This is a genomic window from Devosia sp. (assembly GCF_039927955.1).
Lineage (GTDB): Bacteria > Pseudomonadota > Alphaproteobacteria > Rhizobiales > Devosiaceae > Devosia.
On record NZ_JBDSUA010000026.1, the window covers coordinates 52,447 to 73,228 of the forward strand.

The following is a 20,782-nucleotide window of genomic DNA, read 5'->3' on the forward strand; positions in this document are numbered from 1 at the left end:
CAAACTCGCCTGCGATCAGGCGACGCGGCCGCGCGGGCGATCGCCGCCTTCGGGACGACGCGTCGACTTGGCGGCATCCTTCTGCGACTTGCCCCAACGCTGCTTCGGCGCACCGACAGGCTTGGCGCCCATTGGCTTGCCGGTTTCGCTATCGCGACGCACGCGGGTGGCCTGACCTTCGTGGCGCGGCGCTTCTGCCAGTTGGCGCGCCGTGGGCTTGGCCGAACCATCGCTGAAAGCAGCAAACGGGCGACGTTCTGCCGGCGACCGACGATCGCCGGTTGCCTTGGGATTGCGCGGCGAGCGCTGGCTCGGACCATTGCCCGGCTTCTTGTATGCCGAGCGGGGTGCTTCCACCACGCCGGTATCATTGGCCAGATGCAGATCGCCGGAAACCGGCAGGCTCTTGCGGATCAGGCGTTCGACATCGCGCAGCTTGTCACGCTCGGTGCTGTCGCAAAGGGTAATGGCGATGCCCGATGCGCCGTTACGACCGGTCCGGCCAATACGGTGAACATAGTTCTCCGGATCGTCTGGCAGTTCGTAATTGATGACGTGGGTGATGCCGGGAACGTCGATGCCGCGCGCGGCGATATCGGTGGCGACCAGCAGGCGAACCTGACCCGAGGCAAAGCCCTTGAGGGCTGCCTGGCGAGCGTTCTGGCTCTTGTTGCCATGGATGGCGGCAGCCTTGTGGCCGTCGATCTCGAGGTTCTTGGCGACGCGGTCAGCGCCATGCTTGGTGCGCGAGAAGATGATGACGCGTTCCAGCGCCGAATCTTCCAGCAGCCCGTTCAGCACGCCGCGCTTGGCCTTGGCACCCGACAGGATGACGCTCTGCTCGATCTTGACCACGGTCTGGCCCTGCACATTGGCATCGACGCGGATCGGCTCATTGAGCAGGCCCTTGGCCAGATCGGCAACTTCAGGCGCCATGGTGGCGGAGAACATCATGGTCTGGCGGCGCGGACCGATCGCCTTGGCGATATGCTTGACCGGGGCGATGAAGCCCATGTCCAGCATCCGGTCGGCTTCGTCGAGCACCAGCCAACGGGTTTCGTTGAGCTTGACCTTGCCGTCGTCCATCAGGTCCTTGAGGCGGCCAGGAGTGGCAACGATCACGTCGACGCCCTTGGCAATGCGCTGCACCTGATGGTAGCGCGACACGCCGCCGAGCACGAGCACGGTCTGCAGGCGCATTTCGGTGGCGGCAAACTTGCGGATCGCTTCATCGATCTGCACGGCCAGTTCGCGGGTCGGCGCCAGGATCAGCGCCCGGGCAGTGCCGGGACGCGGGCGGCCGGTGAGGGTGAGAATGCCAGCCAGGATCGGCATGGCGAACGCTGCGGTCTTGCCGGAGCCGGTCTGGGCAATGCCCATCAGATCCTTGCCCTGCAGCAGGTGCGGAATGGCTTCCGCCTGGATTTTGGTCGGCACGGTGAAGCCGGCGCGCTCAAGCGAGCCAACCAGCATTTCCGGCAGTCCAAGGTCTTTAAAATTGGTGGTCAAATCAAATAGTCTTTCAATTGGCGCGCCGTCCAACGAGGCGCACGCAGCGCCTGTCCACATGGACAAGCGGGTTCACAAGGTGCAAACGGGCGATAAATTGAGCTATCGCGCGGGTGCTGGCTTTCCCCGGATGGTCGTCTTCCGGGATACTTCGCCGCTCACCGCATTGGTCGATAAGAAGAGAAGTCCGTCACATATTTAAGGCGGTGTGCTGTCATTGCTGACGCACGATGCCAGTGCCGATGAGCGTCATATGGGGCAAGGTGGCTGAAATAGCAAGGCAATTGCGGTTTGGGGTCTGCATGGCTGGGCTGCGGGGGCGTAAAATAGCGCCGGACGGCGATGGCCTCCGGGTTTGAGAGATGGACGGGTCCCGAGGCGCATGGCGTCTCTTGGATAATTTAATAGATGAAACACCGTGCGCCTCGGAACGCCGGGATTTATGGCGATGACGCTCAGTGCCGGACTTTGCGCTGTCCAGGCTCATGGCCCATACGCCCAAGGCGAGCACGGTCCTCACCTCTCCCGGCAGTCGTCTTGTCATTGGCCGTTGCAACACCGTCCGGCAAGACTGATGGGTGGAGTATGGCACGAGTGTGTGGGGAGGGGGATTTGTTGCGGTTGGTGCGCAGGCAATGGGACCGCAGGAACACTTAGCCCTTGCGCTAAGCATCATAACCCTGATACTTAGCCTTATGGATCACCATCCGCTCGACAGCATCTTCCAGGCTCTGGCCGACCCGACCCGCCGGGCGGTGCTTGGACGGCTGGGCACTGGCCCGGCCAGCATCAGCGATCTGGCGGAGCCGTTTGCCATGGCCCTGCCCTCGTTCATGAAGCACATTCATTTTCTCGAAGATGCGGGGCTGATCCGCACGCACAAGCAGGGCCGGGTGCGCACCTGCAGCATCGAGCAGCAACAGTTCGCCGCCATCGATGGCTGGCTGAAGGATCAACGCGCCGTGTGGGAAGGCCGCACCGACCGGTTGGAGCAGTTCGTGCTGAACCAGCAAAACAAGGATAAACCGACATGAGTAATCCCGATCTCGACCTCACCATCACCCGCATCATCAAGGCACCACGGGCCGCAGTATGGGATGCGTGGACCGACCCGCGCAGTTTCGAGCAATGGTGGATTCCCGAGCCGGCGCTGTGCCGCGTCACGGAATGGAACCTGACGCCGGGCGGCGGTTTTCAGACGCTGATCAGCGAAAACGGCGGCGACTTTACGCCCCATCTCAACGGATGTTTCCTCGCCATCGACGCGATGGACCGCATCGTCTTCACCAATGCGCTGACCGGCGGCTGGCGACCCGCAGCCCAGCCGTTCATCACCGCGATCATCAGCTTTCGCGACCATGCCGATGGTACGGAATACACGTCCGAGGTGATGCACAAGTCCGATGCGGATCGTAAAATGCACGAGGAACTGGGGTTCTTCGATGGCTGGGGGACGGTGATCGGGCAATTGGCCAAGCGGGTTGAGCGGCAGGTGCAGTAAGGTTCGCATTCGTCACCCTCCCCCTTGCGGGGCTTCGATGCGACCCGGCGGGACAAATCGCTCCTGTGGAGCGATTTGAGCTGAGAAAGCCTGAGCGTAAGCGAATGGCAGGGGATCAAGGGTGGGGATGAGAGTCCGGTCGCTATCAGTTGACATCGTGGCTCTGCACACCCCCACCTAGCCTCCCCCGTCAAGGGGGAGGTACAGGCCGGTGATTGGGAAAGCACTAGAGTCCGATCTCTAGATCCCGCCATACCAGTCATAGCCATTGTCTTCCCAATAGCCGCCGTGACCCTTGCCGAAGGGGGTCAGGTCATCGACCAGTTCGATGGTGTGCAGGTATTTGGGCTGCTTGTAGCCCAGTGCCCGCTCGATGCGCAGGCGGATCGGGGCGCCATTGGCCACCGGCAACACCTGATCATTGAGCCCATAAGACAGGATCGATTGCGGATGGTAGGCATCGATCAGGTCCGAGCTTTCATAATAGATGATGTCGCCGGACAACGATTTCTGGATATTGTCCATGCAGTGATAGACCGCAAAGCGCGCGGTCGGCTTGACCCGCGCCATGTCCAGCAGCGGGCCGAGCGGCGTGCCGGTCCATTTGGCGATGCAGCTCCAGCCTTCCACGCAATCGTGCCGGGTGATCTGGCTTTTGGCGGGCATGTTGCGCAGCTCATCGAGGCTAAAGCTCAGCGGCTGTTCGACCATGCCGATGATCTGCAATTTATAATCGGCAAAATTGTTGGCCTTCATCGCCAGATATTCCGGCGTGGTCGGATCGGTCGAGCCATTGGCGCGCTGGCCCTGGCGGATTTCGCTGGAGGAGAATTCACGGGCCAGCGCCTGCGTGCCGATCAACTGCCGCTGCACCTTGTAGGTCAGCGTATTGGCCATCTCGACAATATCGCGCACCTGATTGTCGCGGGCGCTGAGAAAATCGAACTGGTCGCAACCAGCCAGCAGCAGCGACGAACCGGTGGCAGCAGCGCCGGTGAGAAAGCGGCGGCGATTGAGCTGAAAACCGCTCATGATTTTTTCTCGCTGAAAACCGCTCATGGCTTCTCTCCTGGCTTGACCGGCGTGCCGGGGCTGGCGCGATACCACCCGGTGATCATTGAACGCAGTTCATTGATCGGCCCGGCGGCAAGAACCATGATGATGTGGATGATGAAAAAGCCCACCAGCAGCGCCATGGTGATGAAATGGATGGTGCGCGCGGTCTGGCGACCGCCGAAGATATCGAGCAACCATGGGGTGATGGAATTGAAGCCCGGCGACATCGACAGGCCGGTCAGGATGATCAACGGAAACAGGATGAAGAACACGCCGAAATAGGCAATGCGCTGCAGCGGACCATAGGTGCGGCCACGGTGAAAATTCAGCGTCGCGTGATCAACAATGTCCTTGGGCACGCCAGCGATATCCCTGGGTCGCACGATGATGTCGCGCTTGATATGGCCATTGATAAAGCTGGCCAGAAACCAGACGAACATCGTTGCCACGAACAACCAGGCAAAAAAGAAGTGGATGACACGGCTGGTCGCCAGATCGGTGAACGAGGGGATGGTCACCGGCGCCGGAAAGCCACGGAACTGCGGCCGATCGTCCGGTCCGCTCATGCCAAAAATGCCGGTGGTGTCGAACTCATGGCCAAACAGCTTGGTCTTGCCGCGCGGGCCGGCATCGGTGTTCACCGCATAAAATTCGAGAATGGCATTGTCGTATTCAAAGCCGCTCTCCTGCCCGATATTGAGCGATGGATGGGCGTTGAAAATACCCAACCCCGTCAGCAGCAGGAAGAACAGGCAGATCGCCCAGGTCCAATGCGTCAGGCGGGTAAAAATCGATTGCCGATAGATCAGCGGCCCCTTGGCCGGTTTGACCTCCGGCACGACGGTGTCGTCCGATATGCTTGTCATTTTGCCCTCCCGACGCTTTGGTTGAGTGCCCCGCGTCGTCCCCGTAGCAACGGTACTCCGCAGGGCATTCGTCGGCGATCACATAAAAGTTACTTAGCCGGAGCCATTGCGTCAGCGGCTGGTGCCATTGCGTCAGCCGGAGCCATGGCGTCTGGGGCCATCATCGAGTTCATTATGTCGTGGAGGGTGCCGTCCTTCATCGCCTTGCAGGCGCCTTGGGCGGCCATCATCACGTCGGGGAAGGTGATCATGGCGGTCTGATCCATGCACGTCTTCAGATCTTCGTCGCTCATCGGCGCCATCGGTGCCATTGCGTCGGCGGCCGGGGCCATCGCATCGGCAGCAGGCGCCATGGCATCAGCGGCTGGCGCCATCTTGTCTTCGGCATAACTGGAAACGCCGCCGGCCACGGCGAGCAGCAAAGCGAGAACTGGAAGGGACAGGCCGCGAAGGGTTTTGGACATTGAGTTTCTCCTGATGGCGACCACGCCCGTTCGACGTGGTTCATGGTCCTCCATTCGCCTGGCCCAGCAACTCGGTTACGTGGATTACGAAAAATTTTGCGGAAGAACTCCCTGCGGCCGAAAAACATGCTGCCCATTTGCCCCAAGTCGCTGTAACCATAGAAGCAATCCGAGCGAATGAGGGGTAATGAGCGGACACGACACCACCGAGGCGCATCTGCGCACGTTGATGATCGCATCGCTCGACGGCGACGCGGCGGCCTATCGCACTCTGTTGAGTGAGCTTGGCCGTCACTTACGCCCCTATTTCACCCGGCGGCTTCATGCTGCCCACGCGTCATACGCGGAGGATCTCGTGCAGGACACATTGCTGGCCATTCATACGCGGCGCATGTCCTATGAGCGCGACCGTCCGTTCACCGCCTGGCTCCACGCGGTGGCGCATCATAAATTTGTCGATCACGTCCGCCGCCACAAGCTGCGCATCACCGTGCCGCTGGAAGACGATGCACCGATCTTTGCTCGCGACGAAGCCGCCGACGCCACCGCCAAGCGTGACCTTGATGTAGTGCTGCAAACCGTGCCGCCGCGCACCGAAGCGCTGATCCGCAAGGTGCGCGTCGAGGGCGCCAGCATTGCCGAAGCCGCCGAACAGATCGGCATCAGCGAAACCGCTGCCAAGGTGTCGATCCATCGCGGCCTCAGGTCCCTCGTCGCCAGATTCTCCGGAGGCAGCGATGACCGATGATTTGATCGCGCGCCTCAGTGCCGACCTCAAGCCGGTGCCGCGCCATGCCGTGCGCTACCTGCTGCTGGGCGCACTGGGTGTTGGCCTGGTGGTTGCAGCGCTCTCGATGCACATGATGCTCGGCCTGCGCAGCGATTATCCGCAGGCGTTCATGCTGCCGGTATTCTGGACCAAGTTCGGCTACACGCTGGCGCTCGCAATTCTGGGCGCCGTCGGCACCTTCGTGCTGTCGCGCCCCGAGGGCCGGACAAAGCTGCCATGGCTGGGCGCGGGGCTATTGGTGATCCTGCTGGCCGCGATCGCTTTCATGCAGATGTACGGCGCCGACCCGGCGCTGCGACATCACCTGATGATGGGCGGTTCCGCCATGGTCTGCCCGTGGTACATCGTAGCCCTTTCGCTGCCGATACTGGCTGGTGTGCTGCTGGCCATGCGACAGCTGGCGCCAGGCAACCCGACGCTGGCCGGGCTTGCCGCGGGACTATTTGCCGGCGGCGCCGGCGCATGGGTCTATTCGTTCCACTGCGGCGAGGACGGAATGATGTTCCTGCTGCTGTGGTACTCGTTGGGGATTGCGGTGGTTTCGGCGCTCGGTGCGGTGATCGGGCGCTTCGTGCTGCGGTGGTAGTGGCACGCCCTCGTGGTTCGACAAGCTCACCATGAGGGCTACTGGGCTGGACCGTTTCCAGTTGTAAATGAAGCACCCCAGCACTCGATTGTCACCCCGGCGCAGGCCGGGGCCCATCCCGAAATCTCAAGATGGGTACCGGCCTTCGCCGGTATGACACCGCGTTTTTGGGTACTGCAACGCAAGCGTGAAATGAGTTAGCCTTCGGACTTGGCCGCCCAGTTCATGCCGCGGCGCATGATCGTGGCCATGTTGGAATCCTCGAATTCCTTGGCGGCGTGGCCCAGGGTCATATGGAAGACCTTGCCTTTGCCGTGCATGCGCTTCCACACCACCGGCATGATCACACCATTGATCCAGGCGGCGTGCTCACCGGTAAAGGTCGTGGTCGCCAGTACCTCGTTGGAGGGGTCGACATGCATGTAATACTGCTCTGAGGTGTAGGGGAACGACTTGATCCCCGCCATGATCGGGTCTTCCGGCTTGGTCACATCGACGGTGTAGTCGATAATATTGCCCGGATGCTGCACCCACTGCCCGCCAACCATGAACTGGTAGTCCACCGCCTTGCGGAACGCATCGCTCATGCCGCCATGATGGCCGGCAATGCCGACACCATTCTCGACGGCCTTGGTGAGGTTCTTGACCTCTTCGTCCTGGATTTCCGACATGGTGAAAATCGGCACGATCAGCGACAGATCATGGATCGATGGATCGGCAAAGGCCGAGGTTTCAGTCGCCATCCGCACCGAATAACCATCTTCGTGCAGCCAGCGCCGGTAGATTGCCGCACATTCTTCCGGATCATGCCCGGACCAGCCACCATAAACGATCAACGCACTGCGCATATGAAATTCCCCGCAAATCAAACGCGGGGAACTTAGCGCAACGGGCGTCGATTGAAAGCCAGAAACGGCAGCGGCCCTAATCGGCCCGCGGCGCCAGCAGCGCAATAAAATGCAGGTCGCGCTCGAACAACCAGGACAGCGGGGCGGGATAAAGCCCCAACCGGTCATCCATGCCCTGCCCGACCAATCCGGCGCGCTCGAAGGCTGCGCTCCACTCGGCCAGAGTGAGATAGTTATACGGCAGGCGCACGTCATGGCCGCGATTGCCGACCCAATCCATCAGCCGCAGCGTCGGCCCAGCCAGCACGCCTTCGCGCAGGTGATCCTTGATCACCACGCCCTGCCTCGCCACCCGTGCCGCCTCAGTCAGAACCGCCGCCGGATCATCGGTATGGTGCAGCACATCGACAATGGTCACGAAATCAAAGCTGTTGTCGGCAAACGGCAAAACGTTGCCATCATATTTCGTCACTGGAATATGCGTCTTTGGCCGCACCAATACATCGACGCCTTCGATGCTGAGGTCCGGACGCCGAGCCATGATCGACGCCGCGATCTGCCCGTCACCACAGCCCAAATCGAGCACTCGGCCCGAACCGGGAATGGCATCAGCAAGTTTTTGCGAGAGGACCGCGACGCGACGGCCAAAAACGGCTTTGTCATGCGCGACGTTCAGCAGCGATTTAGCGCCTTTGACCAGCATGGACGGCGCCCCTCAAACTCGGGCGAACGCCCAAGTCCGCAATATGATGAAATTGACGCCCGATGTCAGCGCAATCACCAGCATCGATGCAACAAGCGTTGGAACCACCAGCATGCCGTAGACCAGATAGGAAAATGCCGTGGCCAGCAGCAGCGCCATTGCCTGCACGGCAACATAACGCGGCAGCGCCTGATAGTGCGGCGCGCTGGAGTCGAAGGAAAACCGGCGATGCATCAGATAAACCGGCACGATGAACTCGGCGTAGCACAGAGCGCTCACCAGCCAGTTGGCCAGCCCGGTCGGCAGTGCCAGCATCAGATTGGACAGCACCACGAACCCGAACGCGGCCCCCGCGCCAATGCCGACAAACAACAGAAGCCCTTCGAGCACCGTGCGGCCGGCAGGTTCGGACCGCGTATCTGGCATCAGGCTTTGCAGGGCAACATTCATTGGGCAATTCCTTGGGCAGACAGGTTTGGGCGCACCTGCCCGGCATACGCGGGCGAGCTTGCGATTTGGCTTAAACTTCCAAATCGCGCCCGGATTCTATGCGGCATGGTTGAGGAATGCTGAACCCCCACCAGCGCAGGCCTGCCCTGTCCGGTCTTCGCCGAAGTGATCGAATGAGCGCTTTTGCTTGTCACAAATGCCTGCTTAACTGGCTGACCTCTGCGGCCGAACAGGCTGATTTGCGCCTGATCTACCTGCCGCGATCACAGCACGAGGGATGACAGCGATGCGAAAGCTACTTCTCGGCGCCACGGCGCTGACTATGTTTGCCGGCCTGTCAGGGGCCGCCTACGCCGACTTCACGCTCAATATTTTGCACATCAACGACTTCCACTCCCGGTTTGAATCGATCACCGGCAGCGACAGTAATTGCAATGCCGAGGGCGAAACCAAGGGCGAATGTTTTGGCGGCATAGCCCGCCTGAAAACCGAAATCGACGCCAAGCGCGCCGAGTTCAAGGCCGCGGGCGCCAATTCGATCCTGTTGTCGGCCGGCGACAATTTCCAAGGCTCGCTGTTTTACACCACCTACAAATCCAAGGTGGTATCCGACTTCATGAACCAGATGGGGTTCGATGTGGTCGCCACCGGCAACCACGAATTCGATGACGGCCCCGCCGAATTCTCCAAATTCATCGCCGCCGCCAAATTTCCCATTGTCGGCGGCAATTTCGACGTCAGCCGGTCACCCGACCTCGCCGGCAAGATCAAGGGCTCCATTGTGCTCGACGTCGCTGGTGAAAAGATCGGCATCATCGGCGCCACCACGGTGGATACCCCCGATATCTCCTCATCCGGCAAGGATGTGGAATTTGGCAATGTCGCCAATTACGTGCGCGGTGCGGTCGAGGCGCTCGACGCCGCCGGGGTCAACAAGATCATCGTGCTCAGCCACATCGGCTACACTATCGACCAGCAACTGGCGGCGCAGGTGCCGGGCATCGACCTGATCGTCGGCGGCCACTCCCATACGCTGCTGTCGAACGTGGCCGAGCACGCCGCCGGCCCCTACCCGACCTGGATCGTCAATCCCGATGGCATCAAGGTGCCGATTGTCACCGCCAACCAGTATGGCAAATATCTGGGCGACCTGAAGGTCACCTGGGACGACAAGGGCGTGCTGACCGCTGCCGAAGGCGAACCGATCCTGCTCGACGCCAGTGTCAAGCCGGACGAGACTTTCCTTGCCGATGTCGCCGAGCTCAAGGGCCCCATCGACGCCGTGCTGTCAAAGGTGGTCGGCAACGCCACGGCCGCGATTGATGGCGCCCGCGAAACCTGCCGCGCTGCGGAATGCCAGATGGGCGACCTGATTGCCGACGCCATGCTCGACCGCGTCGCCGGCCAGGGCGTCACCATCGCCATCCAGAATGGTGGCGGGATCCGTGCGTCGATCGATGCCGGCGACATCTCCATGGGCGATGTGCTGACAGTGCTGCCCTTCTCCAACACGCTGGCGACTTTCAAGATCACCGGCGCCGACCTGCTGGCTTCGCTCGAAAACGGTCTCAGCGATATCGAAAACGGCGCTGGCCGTTTCCCGCAGGTGGCGGGGCTGAAATACAATTTCACCCTGGCCAATCCGGCTGGCAAGCGGGTGATCTCGGTGCAGGTCAAGGAAGGCGATGCGTACGTGCCGCTCGATCCGGCCAAGACCTATGGCGTGGTCACCAATAACTATGTGCGCGGCGGCGGCGACGGCTATGCGCTGTTCGGCTCCAACGCCATCGACCCCTATGACTTTGGCCCGCCGCTCGAAGACGTGCTGGCCGACTACATCGCCAAGCAGGGCGGCTCGATTGCGGCGACGACTGATGGGCGAATTACAGAGGTGAAGAGCTGAGTTCAAGCCTACCCTCTCCCCTTGCGGGAGAGGGACAGAAATTCTGCGTCCAGCAGAATTTCAGGGTGAGGGTGGCCTTCGCATACACTGCACGTAAAGCAAACGACCCCTCATCCGCCCTTCGGGCACCTTCTCCCTCAAGGGGAGAAGGAAGTCCGGTGGGAGGGAGAGGGGAGATAAGGGTCGAGCCTAAGCCCGACGGGCGATCTGGCCCCAGGCCAGCAAAATGATTACTGCACCGACGACCGACGCCAGGAACCCGGCGCCGTCGCCAAAGTGATACCAGCCGATCTGTTGACCCAGCCACGTCGCCAAAACCGAGCCGACGATGCCCAGCACCGTGGTCAGGATAAAGCCCTGCGGCTTGTGATCGCCCGGGGTGATCCATTTGGCGATCAGGCCCGCCAGAAAACCAATAATGATGCTCCAGAGAATGCCCATTGCGCTGCTCCAAAAATGCGTTCGAGCGATAGATCGTGATGTTTGAGGGGAATGCAAGATGGTGGGGGAAAATCCGCCGTCGTCGTGCCCAACCCCCCTCCCTTCCCTCCCCGCAAGGGTGAGGGTGAACGCCGTGGATGTGGCAGCATTTCGCCTAATACTCGATGCCACCCGCCCCCTTGCGGGGAGGGAAGGGAGGGGGTTGTTCAGCAGTCACCAAAACAAAAAGGCCCGCCGAAGCGGGCCCTTTCTAATTTCAAACCGCAGCCTAGGCGTTGACGGCGTGCTCGCGGCGGTCGGTATCCGTCACTGTCGCCAGATCCAGCACCTTCTGCAGATTGGTGGCATGGCGGAATGAGGGCTCGGCGGTCTTGCCATCCTGCACGGCGGCGTAGAACCGCTCATAATTGGTGGGCACCGGATCGCATTCCATTTCGGTCCAGGTGCCGGTTTCAGCATCCGGGCCAAGGCAGGTCAGCAACCTGGAGCCGTCATGGCGGTGCTGTACTTCCACCGAACCCAGTTCGCCATAGACGCGCAGGCGCAACTCGTTCATGTGGCCAGTCGCCCAGCGGGTGGCATGGACCACGCCCAGCGCGCCGTTTTCGAGCTGGATCGACATGGCAAAGCTGTCATTGGCATCCAGTTCGTATTCGCCGATCTTGTTGTTCTCGGCCTTCTCGAAAGTCTGCAACCGGCAGAACACCCGGTCGATATCCGAGCCGGCGCCGTAGACGGCGAAGTCCAGGATATGCACGCCGATATCACCCAGCACCCCATTGGAGCCGTGCTTCTTGCTGAGGCGCCACAGCCACTGGCTTTCCGTGCGCCAATCGCCCCAGGCCTTCGACACCAGCCAGCTTTGCAGATAGCTGGCTTCCACATGCTTGACCTTGCCGATGGCGCCGGACTGCACGATGGCGCGCGCCCGCTGCAACTGGGCGACGTTGCGATAGGTGAGGTTTACCATCGCGACAATGCCGGCTTTTTCGGCCGCTTCTGTCATTTCCACGGCCTTGCCGTGATCAGTCGCCAAAGGCTTTTCGCAGAACACATGCTTGCCGGCCGCGATGGCAGCCATCGAGGTGGCATAATGCACGCTGTCGGGCGTCACGTTGGCGATGGCATCGAATTCGCCCCACGCCAAGGCGGCTTCCAGCGAGGCAAAGCCGCGCGGGATATTGTGGACCTTGCCGAAGGCTTCGACGCGCGCCGGATCGACATCGACGCCGCCCACCAGGGTGACGCCGGGAATTGCCGCAAAGTGTTTGGCATGCTGGTGGGCCATGCCACCGGTGCCCAGAATAAGCAGACGCATAATCGTAATCCCGTTACTTCTTGGCGCCAGCGACTTCGCCGGCATGATCAGCATTGGTAAGCTTGGCGCCGCGTTCGACCAGTGGTTCGATCGAGCTGGCAACCGGCGTGTTCGGCGCCTTCATCAGTTCGGCGTGGCGATCGGCATTGAACGCCCAGTTGACCGAATTGCGCAGCACCTTGCCCACATTGGCATCGTGATAGGTCGGATAGGTTTCGTGGCCGGGGCGGAAGTAGAAGATATTGCCGGCGCCGCGACGATAGGTCAGGCCCGACCGGAACACTTCGCCGCCCTGGAACCAGCTGACGAACACAGTTTCCAGCGGCTCCGGCACCGAGAAGGGTTCGCCGTACATTTCTTCGTATTCGAGTTCGAAATATTCGCCCAGGCCCTTGGCGATCGGGTGCCCCGGATTGACCACCCACAGGCGCTCGCGTTCGCCCGCTTCGCGCCAGTGCAGGTTGGCCGGCGTGCCCATCAGCCCCTTGAACACCTTGGAGTGGTGGCCGGAGTGCAGAACGATCAAGCCCATGCCCTGCCAGACGCGTTCCATGACGCGCTTGACGATCACGTCATCCACCATGTCGTGGGCCGCATGGCCCCACCACAGCAGCACGTCGGTTTCATTGAGCCTGGCTTCGCTCAGCCCATGTTCCGGATCCTGCAGCGTCACGGTGGACACCGAAATATTCTTGTCCTCGCTCAGCAGCTTGGCGATCTGGCCATGCATGCCGATGGGATAATTCTCGGCAACTGCCTTGTTTTTCTGTTCGTGAAGGTTTTCGCCCCAAACCAGAGCCCGGATCGCCATTGTCGTCTCCTGTAAATCGTCGCTGCTGTGAAAGCCCGGTCCGCAGGTCTTGGGAGGCGCTGGGGACGGAGCTGGAAATGGCGCCTAGATGCGCCGAAGATGAGAAATCTGTGGGTAGCAACTGTGCCGCAAGTGTGGCGCACGATGCATCATCGGCGTCACAGCTGCATTTAATGGATCAAGTCGATCAACCGCGATCCGATCAGCGGATCGGTTTGCCCGTCGTATCGAACCGGTGGACTTTATCAGCCATGGGCGAGAAACCGATGACGTCTCCGCTCTTGTATTTGCTGGTCCCGTCAGCCCGGATAACCACTGGCTCTTCCTGTTCCACATCGACATAGACATAGTTGTCTGAACCGAGATTTTCGGTGTGGATCACCGTGCCGCTCCACTCGCCGCCCGTTGGCTTGATATCGATGTGTTCGCTGCGGATACCGACAGTATGCGCATTGAACGGCGCCGCCTTGGCCCCTTCGATCAGGTTCATCTTGGGTGAACCAATGAAGCTGGCAACGAACAGGGAGTTCGGCTGCTCGTAAAGCTCCAGCGGGGTGCCGACCTGCTCGATGCGACCATCGCGCAGCACGCAGATGCGATCGGCCAGTGTCATCGCCTCCACCTGGTCGTGGGTCACGTAGATCATGGTGGTCTTTTCCATGGTCTCGTGAAGCTTGGCGATCTGGATGCGGGTCGCCACGCGCAGCGCCGCATCGAGGTTTGATAGCGGCTCGTCGAACAGGAAAACCTTGGGATCGCGCACGATGGCACGGCCGATGGCGACACGCTGGCGCTGCCCGCCCGAAAGTTGCCCCGGCAGGCGTTGCAGATAGGGCGTCAACTGCAACTGCTCGGCGGCAGCGGCCACCTTGCGGGCAATTTCGTCCTTGCTGACATTGGCGATCTTGAGCGCATAGGCCATGTTGTCGAACACGCTCATGTGCGGGTAGAGCGCATAGCTCTGGAACACCATGGCAATGCCGCGCTTGGAGGGCGCCCGGTCATTGACCACCTCGCCATCGATCTCCAGCGTCCCGCCGGTGATTTCTTCGAGCCCGGCAATGCAGCGCAGCAGGGTGGATTTGCCGCAGCCGGATGGCCCGACAAACACCATGAACTCGCCGGAGCGGATATCGAGATTGATTTTCTTGAGCACCTCGACTTGCCCGTAGCGCTTGTTGAGGTCGGTGAGCTTGAGGTTTGTCACGATCCGCTCTTCTTTCTTGAATTGACCCGCCCGAGGGCAGATGCAGGCCGTTGCCCGACTTACTTGACCGATCCCGCCAGCAATCCGCGGACGAAGTAGCGCTGCAGTGCAAAGAACACGATCAGTGGCACCACGATGGTGATGAAGGCGCCCGCCGTCAGGATTTCCCAGTTATTGCCGCGCGATCCCAGAAGGCTCACCAGCTTGCCGGTCAGCACCAGCTTGTCCTGCTGCGCGCCCAGGAACACCATGGCCACCAGCAGGTCATTCCACACCCACAGGAACTGGAAGATCGAGAACGAGGCCAGCGCCGGAAAGCTCAAGGGCAACACCATGCCGGTGAAGATCTTGAAGTGCGATGCGCCATCGATGCGCGCCGACTCCATGATTTCCTTGGGCAAGCCCACCATGTAATTGCGCAGCAGATAGATCGCCAGCGGCAGGCCGAACGCCGTATGCGCCAGCCAGATGCCTTGATAGGTCTTGCCGTTCTCCGCCCCGAACAGCTGCGCCAGCTGATTGTACAGCGTCAACAACGGGATCAGCGACATCTGGAGCGGCACCACCAATAACCCCACCACCAGCGCCACGATGAAACCGCGGAACGGGAACCGCATCCAGGCCAGTGCATAGGCAGCAAACGCCGCGATCAGGATGGGAATGATGGTCGCGGGGATCGTCACCGTGAACGAATTGATGAAGCTGCGCCAAACCCCGTTGGAGGTCAGCACTTCATAGTAATTGTCCAGCGTGAAGCGTGGCGCGATCTCGGCCAGATAAAACACGCGCGGGCCACGGGTATGGGTAAACTGCGTGTCCGAGGTCCACGCGAATGCACCGTTCGCTGCCACCGTCAGGGTGCCGCCATCGCTCATCGGCATCGTGCCGCCTGGCGGGGTTTGGCCCGGCGTGGAATTGGTCAGGCCGAAGCCGCCCAACTGCTTGTTGGTGTCGGCGCCGAACACATTGCCGCTGATGACGAAGTGACCATCTTTGGCCACCTGGTCGGCAGCAGTGCCAATGCGGGTAACACCCAGCGACTCCGATGGCCGCAGCGCCGTCCACCAGCCCGATACCGCCAACTGGTCCTTATCGCGCAGCGATGAGACCAGCAGGCCCACCGTGGGCAAGGTCCACAGCGCCACCAGCAAAAGCAGCAGCACATGGGTAATCACGCGCCCGGCATTGAGCCGTTTGCGCCAGCTCGAACGATACGGCTTGGCTGGTGCGTCGGTCAGCACGGCTGGTTCTGCGACAGCAGTCATTAGCGTGTCCCCTGCTCGGCATTGGCGCGACGAATGTTCCAGATCATGATTGGCAGCACCGCCAGCATGATCACCACGGCAACGGCCGAACCGCGACCGTAGTCAAAGTTCACAAACATCCATTTGAACATGAAATTGGCGAGGACTTCGGTGTCCCACTGCCCATTGGTCATGGCGAAGATGATGTCGAACACCTTGAGCACGACGATGGTGATGGTGGTCCACACCACAACGATGGTGCCGATGATCTGCGGGATCATGATATCGAAGAAAATACGGACGTCGCTGGCGCCATCGATCCGGGCGGCCTCGAGCGTTTCTTCGGGAATGCCACGCAAGGCAGCCGACAGGATGACCATGGCAAAGCCGGTCTGAATCCAGACCAGGATGATCATCAGGAACAGCGAGTTCCAGACCGGAATGGTGATCCAGGCCTGCGGCGGCAGCCCGAAGCCGGTGACGATGGCGTTCAGCAGCCCGATCTGCACATCGCCTTCGCCGCGATAGTCATAGACGAAGCGCCAGATCACCGACGCCCCCACAAAGCTGATGGCCATCGGCATGAACACCAGTGACTTGGCGATATTGCCCCACCACAGCCGGTCCGCCAGCACGGCGATTACCAGCCCAAAGGCGGTTGCCAGCGAGGGCACCACGATCAGCCACATGATATTGTTCAGGATCGAGCGCTGGAAATTGTTGTCCGACAGCGCCCAGGCATAATTGGCAAAGCCAACGAAATTGCTGCCGGTCTTGTCAAGCACGCTTAGACGCAGCGTCTCGAACACGGGATAGACCAGGTACACCGACAAGAACAGCAGCGCCGGCAGCAGGAACAGCCAAGGACGGATGCTGTCGCGCAGATGGTCGCGCCGGGTTTCGGCATCGCCCGTAACCTTGCGCGAACTCAGGAACCGGTCCAGCATCCAGTTGCTGCCCCAGAAATAAGCAACACAGGCCGCAAGCGCCACGACGATGGCGACAATGGCGCCAGTTATCTGCTGCAGGACATCGCCCACGTGTCGCTCCTCCCCAGGATGCTCGATCTTTTTGGTTAGAGGAGCCGGCGCTTACGCCGGCCCCCGAACTGTGCAGCCTCAGGCTGACCTACTTGATAGCGTCCCAGCTTGCCTGGATCTCGTCGCCAACGTCCTTGGCCGACTTGCCGCCAACGAAGTCCACCATGCCGGTCCAGAAGCTGCCGGCACCGATGGCGCCGGGCATCAGATCCGAACCATCAAAGCGGAACGTCGTTGCGTTGAGCAGGATCGAGCCTTCGCCCTTGAGCGTCTCATTGGCGTAGGTATCGACATTGGCCGCCTTGAGGGTGGACAGGAAGCCCGACTGAGCCATCCATACTTCGTTGGAGATCGGGTTCAACAGGAAGTCGACGAACGCCTGTGCTGCCGGCGAATCCTTGGTCACCACGGCCAGGGTGCCTGCACCCAGAACCGGCTTGCCCAGATCATGCTCGCTCGACTGCGGGAAGTAGAAGAAGTTCGCGTCGGTCCCCAGCTTGGTATCCTTGGGGAAGAACGACGGGATGAACGACGCCTGGTGATGCATGTAGCACTTGGGCGGCACCGAGAAGAGACCCAGCGGGCTTTCACGGAAATCAGTGGTGCCGACAGCTGCAACGCCGCCATCGACGTTCTTGTCGTTCTTGGCAAACCAGCCGAATTCATCCAGCGCAGCAATCACCTTGGGATCATTGAACTTCAGGTCATTCTTGACCCAAGCGTCATAATCCTCAGGGGTATTGATGCGCAACATGATGTCTTCCACCCAGTCGGTGGCGGGCCAGCCGGTTGCACCGCCCGAACCCAGGCCAATGCACCATGGCGTATTGCCATCGGCGACCATCTTCTCGGTCAGGGTCTTGAGTTCCTCATAGGTCTGGGGAACCGCATAGCCAGCATCGGTGAAGTTGTCAGGCGAGTACCAGACCAGCGACTTCAGATCCGACTTGTAGGGGACGGCATAGAACTCAGCCTTGCCGGCCTTGTCATTGTAGGTGCCCAGCGACACAAAGGACGCCCCGGCAGCATTCTCGGCTTCGACGCGAGCCTTGAGCGCATCGCTCAACGGCGTCAGATAGCCCTTGGAGGCCATATCGGCCAGCAGGCCAGGCTGCGGCAGGATGGTGACGTTGGCCGACGAACCGGCTGCGGCATCGATCTGTGCCTGCTGCTCATAGTTTTCCGAGGAGCCGTACTTGACGGTGACGCCGGTAGCGTCCTCGAAATAGGCCAGCACGCTCTGGAACATTTCCTGGTCGCCACCTTCGCGCCAAGGACCCCAGATGGTCAGGGTCTGACCCTTGAGGTCGGTATGATCTGCTGCGAACTTTTCCAGCGCCGACCAGCTGAAGGCGCCTTCGCCCTTGGGGAACTTCAACTCGGCCGCCTGCACATTGGCAGCAGCAAACGAGACACCCAGCAACATTGCTGCTGCCATCATATTGATCTTCATAGATTCCTCCCGAATGAACATTTGCAGGAGGCCGCAAACAAGGCAGCTACGACAAGCGTAGCCGACAAATCTGCGAATTCCTCCCAATTCGAAAAACGCCGGTCGAGGCAGGTTGTCCTGCACAGGTTTCCAAAGCGCTTTGAATGAAAAACAACCAGAGCGGCGATTTCCTGTCAAGCGAGGTTTTTATGTCCTCGGAAAAAGCCGCAGCAAAATCAGATTTAATCCTTATATTTCAGCTAGATAAATTTATTTGCAGGTGTGAAGAAATGGTAAATGGCCAAAATGGCTTGATGTACGCACCTCAAATAGGCCCCTGAATTTCCCCGCTTGCGTTCAAATTTGAAATCGCTTTGAATGGTTTCTGGAGGAGAGCCACAGGAACCGCTGTTCAAGGCGGGCTGTGTGCCCTAAGGCACTTCGAGGGCGGCACGCCGGAGCGCGGCCGTGGCTGCCTGGTGCAATGGGCCATTGATTTGATGAGACTAAAAGACCTCGCCCAACACCTCGGCCTGTCGCAGACCACTGTAAGCCGGGCGCTGAACGGTTATCCGGAGGTCAACGAAGCGACGCGTGTGCGCGTCAGCGAGGCAGCGCTGCGGCTGGGCTATCGCCCTAATGCCAATGCGCTGCGCCTGGCCACCGGCCGATCCGGTGCGGTGGGCCTGGTATTGCGCGGCTCAAGCGATTTCGGCCCGCACATGACCGAGTTTCTCGCCGGGATAGGCGGCGCCCTCACCCATGGCGAACTCGACATCCTGTTCTCAACGGTCGAGACCTATGAGGAGGAAGTGGCGATCTACCGCCGCCTCGCCGCCAGCCAGTCGGTCAGCGCCATCATCCTGCACTCCCCCACCATCGCCGATGAGCGGGTCGGCCTGCTCACCGAACTCGGCCTGCCGTTTGTGCTGCATGGCAGGACCCACGCCGACCAGGCTCATGCCTGGCTCGATATCGACAATGAAGGGGCCATCGAACGCGCCACCTCGCACCTGCTCGATCTGGGCCATAAGCGCATCGGGCTGCTCAACGGCCTCAAGGGACGAACCTTCTCCGAACATCGCGAGGCGGGTTATCGTAAAGCCCTGCAGGCGCGTGATATTCCGTTCGATCGGGCGCTGGTTGGCCACCTGCCATGGATCGACGAAATTGCCTTTCGCATGGCCCAGTCCATGCTCGAATTGCGGCCGCGTCCGACGGCATTCCTCGCCGGTTCGATGATGACGGCGCTGGGCGTTTTCCGCGCCTTGCGCATCGCCGGGCTAACGCTTGGCCGCGACGTTTCAATCATCGCCCATGACGACGTTTTCCCCTATCTCAATGCCGATAACATGGTGCCCTCGATGTCGACGACGCGCTCGTCGATCCGTGCAGCGGGTGCCCGCGTCGCCGAGCTGATCCTGCAATTGCAGGCGGGCAAGCCGGTCACCTCGGTGCATGAACTGTGGCCCGTCGATCTGGTGCTGCGGCAGTCCTCGGGACCAGCGCCGGCGGACTGATCAGCTCAATAGCGCGATGTGATTATCGAACGAAAAATCCAGCTTGCGATCACTGACGGTCGAGCCGGCAATACCCAGCCATTCGCCGTCGCCGCTTGAAGCAACAAAGCCATTGCCTTGCGGCGCCAGACCACAGCCGTTCTTGAGCGTCTGCATCAGGCTGGGCCGGGATGAACTGGTATCGATGGCCAGCACCAGATCGCCCTCTGGCGAGGCCACGCCCACGGTCTTGCCATCGGCAGAAGCGGCAACCGAGCCGATGTAATTGCGCAAATCGCCCAGCGTATCGGCCGGCAGTTCGATCAGCTCGATCTTGCCGTCCATGGTCGCATAGCCCACCAGTTGCGGGCTGTCCTCCGCCGGGCCGCGATACTGGCAGCCAAACCACACCCGCTGGCGCGCATCGATCGCCATGTGGCGGATCGAGAGCTGGTGCAGCCCGGCATTGAGCCGCAACTGCCCGATCAGCGCGCCGCTGGCGGTATCGACGAACACCACCGACGGGTCCATGGTATCGAGGTTGAGTTCGGTCCGGCCATAATCGGGATGAGTGAGGATGCCGCCATTGGCAATCACCAGGGTCTTGCCATCGGGCATCAGCAGCAATTCGTGCGGGCCAATGCCATAGGTCGGAAATTCCGCCATGCGCTTGTAGCCACCGGTCGCATCGTAAATACCGATTACGCCCTGCCCGGCTTCGAAATCGCTCTCGGTGGCGTAGAGCAGTTTTCCGTCAGGCGAGAACACGCCGTGCCCATAAAAGTGCCGTCCCTCGGGACTGGTCAACGTCAGCGGCTCGACCTTGCCCGCCGGGTCGAACACCACGGCAAAGGTGCCCGGCTGGCGCGCAAACACCACGCCGCGCCCGGCCTGCGGTGAAAAGGTGATGTCGTGGCCACGATCCGGCAATGCGACCGTAGCAACCACCTCGCCGCGCTCGGTCAACAGCGCGGCGCCATAACCTCCACCGATCTTCTGGATCGCGGAGGCGAACACCAGTTCAGCCGTTTCCAGCGCCTGCGCCCGCCATGGCAACAACGACGCCGCAAATCCCGCCCCGGCAGCCTTGAGGAATGCGCGGCGCTGCCACATC

Annotated in this window: 21 protein-coding genes; 6 read left to right on the top strand and 15 right to left on the bottom strand. The window is 60.8% G+C overall.

Going from position 1 to position 20,782, the window contains the following annotated elements:
- Window positions 1-15: 15 nt before the first annotated feature.
- Window positions 16-1,473, bottom strand: coding sequence for a DEAD/DEAH box helicase (locus tag ABIT12_RS07610; protein ID WP_407065603.1), 1,458 nt, complete (start codon window positions 1,471-1,473; stop codon window positions 16-18).
- A 731-nt stretch (window positions 1,474-2,204) separates the two neighbouring features.
- Here ABIT12_RS07610 and ABIT12_RS07615 point away from each other — a divergent pair.
- The gene (locus tag ABIT12_RS07615) at window positions 2,205-2,543 is read left to right on the top strand and encodes a metalloregulator ArsR/SmtB family transcription factor (protein WP_348044932.1); all 339 of its coding nucleotides are present in this window, start codon (window positions 2,205-2,207) and stop codon (window positions 2,541-2,543) included.
- Window positions 2,540-3,010 (top strand): SRPBCC family protein, encoded by a 471-nt coding sequence (locus tag ABIT12_RS07620; protein WP_348044934.1) that lies wholly within the window; start codon window positions 2,540-2,542, stop codon window positions 3,008-3,010. The genes ABIT12_RS07615 and ABIT12_RS07620 overlap by 4 nt, the downstream gene beginning before the upstream one ends.
- A 240-nt stretch (window positions 3,011-3,250) precedes the next feature.
- Here the strand turns inward: ABIT12_RS07620 and ABIT12_RS07625 are convergent, their stop codons facing one another.
- From ABIT12_RS07625 to ABIT12_RS07635, 3 genes are all read right to left on the bottom strand, one after another.
- Window positions 3,251-4,042 (bottom strand): molybdopterin-dependent oxidoreductase, encoded by a 792-nt coding sequence (locus ABIT12_RS07625; protein WP_348044991.1) that lies wholly within the window; start codon window positions 4,040-4,042, stop codon window positions 3,251-3,253.
- A gap of 23 nt (window positions 4,043-4,065) precedes the next feature.
- Window positions 4,066-4,932 (bottom strand): cytochrome b/b6 domain-containing protein, encoded by an 867-nt coding sequence (locus ABIT12_RS07630; RefSeq protein WP_348044936.1) that lies wholly within the window; start codon window positions 4,930-4,932, stop codon window positions 4,066-4,068.
- A gap of 89 nt (window positions 4,933-5,021) precedes the next feature.
- Window positions 5,022-5,396, bottom strand: coding sequence for a hypothetical protein (locus tag ABIT12_RS07635; protein ID WP_348044938.1), 375 nt, complete (start codon window positions 5,394-5,396; stop codon window positions 5,022-5,024).
- Between the two features lie 187 nt (window positions 5,397-5,583).
- On the opposite strand from ABIT12_RS07635, the gene ABIT12_RS07640 reads away from it, so the two are divergent.
- The gene (locus ABIT12_RS07640; RefSeq protein ID WP_348044940.1) at window positions 5,584-6,144 is read left to right on the top strand and encodes a sigma-70 family RNA polymerase sigma factor; all 561 of its coding nucleotides are present in this window, start codon (window positions 5,584-5,586) and stop codon (window positions 6,142-6,144) included.
- A complete protein-coding gene (locus tag ABIT12_RS07645) occupies window positions 6,134-6,772 on the top strand; it encodes a DUF1109 domain-containing protein (protein WP_348044942.1) in 639 nt (212 codons plus the stop codon). The genes ABIT12_RS07640 and ABIT12_RS07645 overlap by 11 nt, the downstream gene beginning before the upstream one ends.
- Before the next feature lie 197 nt (window positions 6,773-6,969).
- Here ABIT12_RS07645 and ABIT12_RS07650 read toward each other — a convergent pair whose 3' ends face one another.
- The 3 genes from ABIT12_RS07650 to ABIT12_RS07660 form a co-directional block, all read right to left on the bottom strand.
- Complete coding sequence (locus tag ABIT12_RS07650; protein WP_348044944.1) at window positions 6,970-7,620, bottom strand: ThuA domain-containing protein; 651 nt, start codon at window positions 7,618-7,620, stop codon at window positions 6,970-6,972.
- A 76-nt stretch (window positions 7,621-7,696) separates the two neighbouring features.
- Window positions 7,697-8,323, bottom strand: a complete 627-nt coding sequence (locus tag ABIT12_RS07655) for a class I SAM-dependent methyltransferase (RefSeq protein ID WP_348044948.1) — start codon at window positions 8,321-8,323, stop codon at window positions 7,697-7,699.
- 12 nt (window positions 8,324-8,335) lie between these two features.
- Window positions 8,336-8,773, bottom strand: a complete 438-nt coding sequence (locus tag ABIT12_RS07660; RefSeq protein ID WP_348044951.1) for a GtrA family protein — start codon at window positions 8,771-8,773, stop codon at window positions 8,336-8,338.
- A 286-nt stretch (window positions 8,774-9,059) separates the two neighbouring features.
- On the opposite strand from ABIT12_RS07660, the gene ABIT12_RS07665 reads away from it, so the two are divergent.
- Entirely contained in the window at window positions 9,060-10,676 is a 1,617-nt protein-coding gene (locus ABIT12_RS07665) for a 5'-nucleotidase C-terminal domain-containing protein (RefSeq protein ID WP_348044953.1), read from the top strand.
- A 189-nt stretch (window positions 10,677-10,865) separates the two neighbouring features.
- Here the strand turns inward: ABIT12_RS07665 and ABIT12_RS07670 are convergent, their stop codons facing one another.
- From ABIT12_RS07670 to ABIT12_RS07700, 7 genes are all read right to left on the bottom strand, one after another.
- On the bottom strand, window positions 10,866-11,117 hold the full coding sequence (locus ABIT12_RS07670) for a GlsB/YeaQ/YmgE family stress response membrane protein (RefSeq protein WP_348044955.1): 252 nt from the start codon (window positions 11,115-11,117) through the stop codon (window positions 10,866-10,868).
- Window positions 11,118-11,385: 268 nt separating this feature from the next.
- Complete coding sequence (locus ABIT12_RS07675; RefSeq protein ID WP_348044957.1) at window positions 11,386-12,435, bottom strand: Gfo/Idh/MocA family oxidoreductase; 1,050 nt, start codon at window positions 12,433-12,435, stop codon at window positions 11,386-11,388.
- A gap of 13 nt (window positions 12,436-12,448) precedes the next feature.
- Window positions 12,449-13,246, bottom strand: a complete 798-nt coding sequence (locus ABIT12_RS07680; RefSeq protein WP_348044959.1) for a ThuA domain-containing protein — start codon at window positions 13,244-13,246, stop codon at window positions 12,449-12,451.
- 202 nt (window positions 13,247-13,448) lie between these two features.
- On the bottom strand, window positions 13,449-14,453 hold the full coding sequence (locus ABIT12_RS07685; protein ID WP_348044961.1) for a sn-glycerol-3-phosphate ABC transporter ATP-binding protein UgpC: 1,005 nt from the start codon (window positions 14,451-14,453) through the stop codon (window positions 13,449-13,451).
- 59 nt (window positions 14,454-14,512) lie between these two features.
- Window positions 14,513-15,718 carry a carbohydrate ABC transporter permease gene (locus ABIT12_RS07690; protein ID WP_348044963.1) on the bottom strand — a complete coding sequence of 402 codons (1,206 nt, stop codon included), beginning with the start codon at window positions 15,716-15,718 and terminating at the stop codon, window positions 14,513-14,515.
- A complete protein-coding gene (locus ABIT12_RS07695) occupies window positions 15,718-16,725 on the bottom strand; it encodes a sugar ABC transporter permease (RefSeq protein WP_348044993.1) in 1,008 nt (335 codons plus the stop codon). The genes ABIT12_RS07690 and ABIT12_RS07695 overlap by 1 nt, the downstream gene beginning before the upstream one ends.
- Window positions 16,726-16,825: 100 nt before the next feature.
- The gene (locus tag ABIT12_RS07700; protein ID WP_348044995.1) at window positions 16,826-18,175 is read right to left on the bottom strand and encodes an ABC transporter substrate-binding protein; all 1,350 of its coding nucleotides are present in this window, start codon (window positions 18,173-18,175) and stop codon (window positions 16,826-16,828) included.
- Between the two features lie 494 nt (window positions 18,176-18,669).
- Between ABIT12_RS07700 and ABIT12_RS07705 the strand changes: the two genes are divergently transcribed.
- The gene (locus tag ABIT12_RS07705) at window positions 18,670-19,689 is read left to right on the top strand and encodes a substrate-binding domain-containing protein (protein ID WP_348044965.1); all 1,020 of its coding nucleotides are present in this window, start codon (window positions 18,670-18,672) and stop codon (window positions 19,687-19,689) included.
- Here the strand turns inward: ABIT12_RS07705 and ABIT12_RS07710 are convergent, their stop codons facing one another.
- The gene (locus ABIT12_RS07710) at window positions 19,690-20,781 is read right to left on the bottom strand and encodes a DUF1513 domain-containing protein (RefSeq protein ID WP_348044967.1); all 1,092 of its coding nucleotides are present in this window, start codon (window positions 20,779-20,781) and stop codon (window positions 19,690-19,692) included.
- Window position 20,782 lies beyond the last annotated feature (1 nt).